The sequence below is a fragment of the Arthrobacter sp. NPDC080073 genome, from assembly GCF_040686575.1.
Taxonomy (GTDB): Bacteria; Actinomycetota; Actinomycetes; order Actinomycetales; family Micrococcaceae; genus Arthrobacter.
Window position 1 is genome coordinate 1 of the sequence record NZ_JBFBKR010000045.1, and the last position, 3,305, is coordinate 3,305.

Annotated in this window: 1 rRNA gene; it reads right to left on the reverse strand. The window is 55.6% G+C overall.

What is annotated here, in order from left to right:
* Positions 1-116 precede the first annotated feature (116 nt).
* Positions 117-3,255: ribosomal RNA gene (locus tag AB0O52_RS23225) — 23S ribosomal RNA — on the reverse strand.
* Positions 3,256-3,305 lie beyond the last annotated feature (50 nt).

Consider the following 3,305-nt stretch of genomic DNA (forward strand, 5'->3'; position numbering starts at 1 on the left):
GTGGGAAGTCTTTGTGGTTACAACTTTGTGGTGTTGTTATTCAGTTATTGGTTCCGGCGAGCAACGGGTTGTTGTTCGGGAACCACATAGTGGACGCAAGCAGTGATCGTGTTTGTGTGGTGTAAGTTGTCGGCCTATTAGTACCGGTCAGCTTCAACAGTCGTTGGTCCTGTCTTCCACATCCGGCCTATCAACCCAGTGGTCTGGCTGGGGGCCTCTCACACACGAGGTGCATGGAAATCTCATCTTGAAGCGAGCTTCCCGCTTAGATGCTTTCAGCGGTTATCCCATCCGAACGTAGCTAATCAGCGGTGCACTTGGCAGTACAACTGACACACCAGAGGTTCGTCCGTCCCGGTCCTCTCGTACTAAGGACAGCCCTTCTCAAATTTCCTGCGCGCGCAGCGGATAGGGACCGAACTGTCTCACGACGTTCTAAACCCAGCTCGCGTACCGCTTTAATGGGCGAACAGCCCAACCCTTGGGACCTACTCCAGCCCCAGGATGCGACGAGCCGACATCGAGGTGCCAAACCATGCCGTCGATATGGACTCTTGGGCAAGATCAGCCTGTTATCCCCGAGGTACCTTTTATCCGTTGAGCGACGGCCATTCCACAATGTACCGCCGGATCACTAGTCCCGACTTTCGTCCCTGCTTGAGATGTCTCTCTCACAGTCAAGCTCCCTTGTGCACTTACACTCGACACCTGATTGCCAACCAGGCTGAGGGAACCTTTGGGCGCCTCCGTTACTTTTTAGGAGGCAACCGCCCCAGTTAAACTACCCATCAGGCACTGTCCCTGACCCGGATCACGGGCCGAAGTTAGATGTCCAAAGTGACCAGAGTGGTATTTCAACGATGACTCCACCCCCACTGGCGTGAGGGCTTCAACGTCTCCCACCTATCCTACACAAGCCACTCCGAACACCAATACCAAACTATAGTAAAGGTCTCGGGGTCTTTCCGTCCTGCTGCGCGTAACGAGCATCTTTACTCGTACTGCAATTTCGCCGAGTTTATGGTTGAGACAGCGGGGAAGTCGTTACTCCATTCGTGCAGGTCGGAACTTACCCGACAAGGAATTTCGCTACCTTAGGATGGTTATAGTTACCACCGCCGTTTACTGGGGCTTAAATTCTCAGCTTCGCCTTGCGGCTAACCGGTCCTCTTAACCTTCCAGCACCGGGCAGGAGTCAGTCCGTATACATCGTCTTGCGACTTCGCACGGACCTGTGTTTTTAGTAAACAGTCGCTTCCCCCTGGTCTCTGCGGCCCCGATCCCCTCCCACCAGCAAGTGGTGTTCAAGGTTGGGGCCCCCCTTCTCCCGAAGTTACGGGGGCATTTTGCCGAGTTCCTTAACCATAATTCTCTCGATCGCCTTGGTATTCTCTACCTGATCACCTGTGTCGGTTTGGGGTACGGGCGGCTGGGACCTCGCGCCGATGCTTTTCTAGGCAGCATAGGATCACCGGATCCCCCCATGACGGGGGTCCCATCAGATCTCAGGCACGTCATCCAAGACACAGCGACGGATTTGCCTATCGCTGACCCTACATCCTTAGACCGGGGCAACCATCGCCCGGCCCGGCTACCTTCCTGCGTCACACCTGTTAATACGCTTACCTCCCGGGATCAGGTCCCGCGCTCGGCCAAAACCCTCACACCACAAGGGTGCTGGGGCAGGCTCCGGGCGGTTAGTATCCCCCGCTTGGCATGGGCGGTCCTTCGCCGGTACGGGAATATCAACCCGTTGTCCATCGACTACGCCTGTCGGCCTCGCCTTAGGTCCCGACTTACCCAGGGCAGATTAGCTTGACCCTGGAACCCTTGATCATTCGGCGGACGGGTTTCTCACCCGTCTTTCGCTACTCATGCCTGCATTCTCACTCGTGTAGGCTCCACCGCTGGTTTACACCGCGACTTCACCGCCCACACGACGCTCCCCTACCACTCCAGACGACTGAACCACGAAGGCTTGTCTACTATCTGAAATCCACAACTTCGGCGGTGTACTTGAGCCCCGCTACATTGTCGGCGCGGAATCACTTGACCAGTGAGCTATTACGCACTCTTTCAAGGATGGCTGCTTCTAAGCCAACCTCCTGGTTGTCTTCGCAACTCCACATCCTTTCCCACTTAGCACACGCTTAGGGGCCTTAGTTGGTGGTCTGGGCTGTTTCCCTCTCGACTATGAAGCTTATCCCCCACAGTCTCACTGCTGCGCTCTCACTTACCGGCATTCGGAGTTTGGCTGACGTCAGTAACCTTGTAGGGCCCATCGGCCATCCAGTAGCTCTACCTCCGGCAAGAAACACGCAACGCTGCACCTAAATGCATTTCGGGGAGAACCAGCTATCACGGAGTTTGATTGGCCTTTCACCCCTACCCACAGCTCATCCCCTCCATTTTCAACTGAAGTGGGTTCGGTCCTCCACGACGTCTTACCGTCGCTTCAACCTGGCCATGGGTAGATCACTCCGCTTCGGGTCTAGATCACGCCACTACACTCGCCCTGTTCAGACTCGCTTTCGCTACGGCTACCCCACACGGGTTAACCTCGCGACGTAACACTAACTCGCAGGCTCATTCTTCAAAAGGCACGCCGTCACAACTACAAAGGCTGCTCCGACGGATTGTAAGCACACGGTTTCAGGTACTGTTTCACTCCCCTCCCGGGGTACTTTTCACCTTTCCCTCACGGTACTGGTCCGCTATCGGTCATTAGGAAGTATTTAGGCTTATCAGGTGGTCCTGACAGATTCACACGGGATTTCTCGGGCCCCGTGCTACTTGGGATCCTCTCCAGGCGGCACACAACATTACGGTTACGGGGCTAACACCCTCTCCGGCCGGCCTTTCAAGACCGTTCACCTATGCTCATGCTCTCACCCCACCGGTCCGGCAGAACCAGTACGGAAAGTCCCACAACCCCGCCCATGCAACGCCCGCCGGCTATCACACATGGAACGGTTTAGCCTCATCCGCGTTCGCTCGCCACTACTAACGGAATCACTCTTGTTTTCTCTTCCTGCGGGTACTGAGATGTTTCACTTCCCCGCGTTCCCCCCACGCACCCTATGTGTTCAGATGCGGGTCACCAGATCACGCAAACGCGTCTGGCGGGGTTTCCCCATTCGGACATCCTGGGATCACCGTTCGGTTATCAACTCCCCCAGGCTTATCGCAGATTCCTACGTCCTTCTTCGGCTCCTAATGCCAAGGCATCCACCGTGTGCCCTTAAAAACTTGACCACACAAGATCAAACAAACACTCTCGAGAGAACCAGACCCCCCGCAAAGGA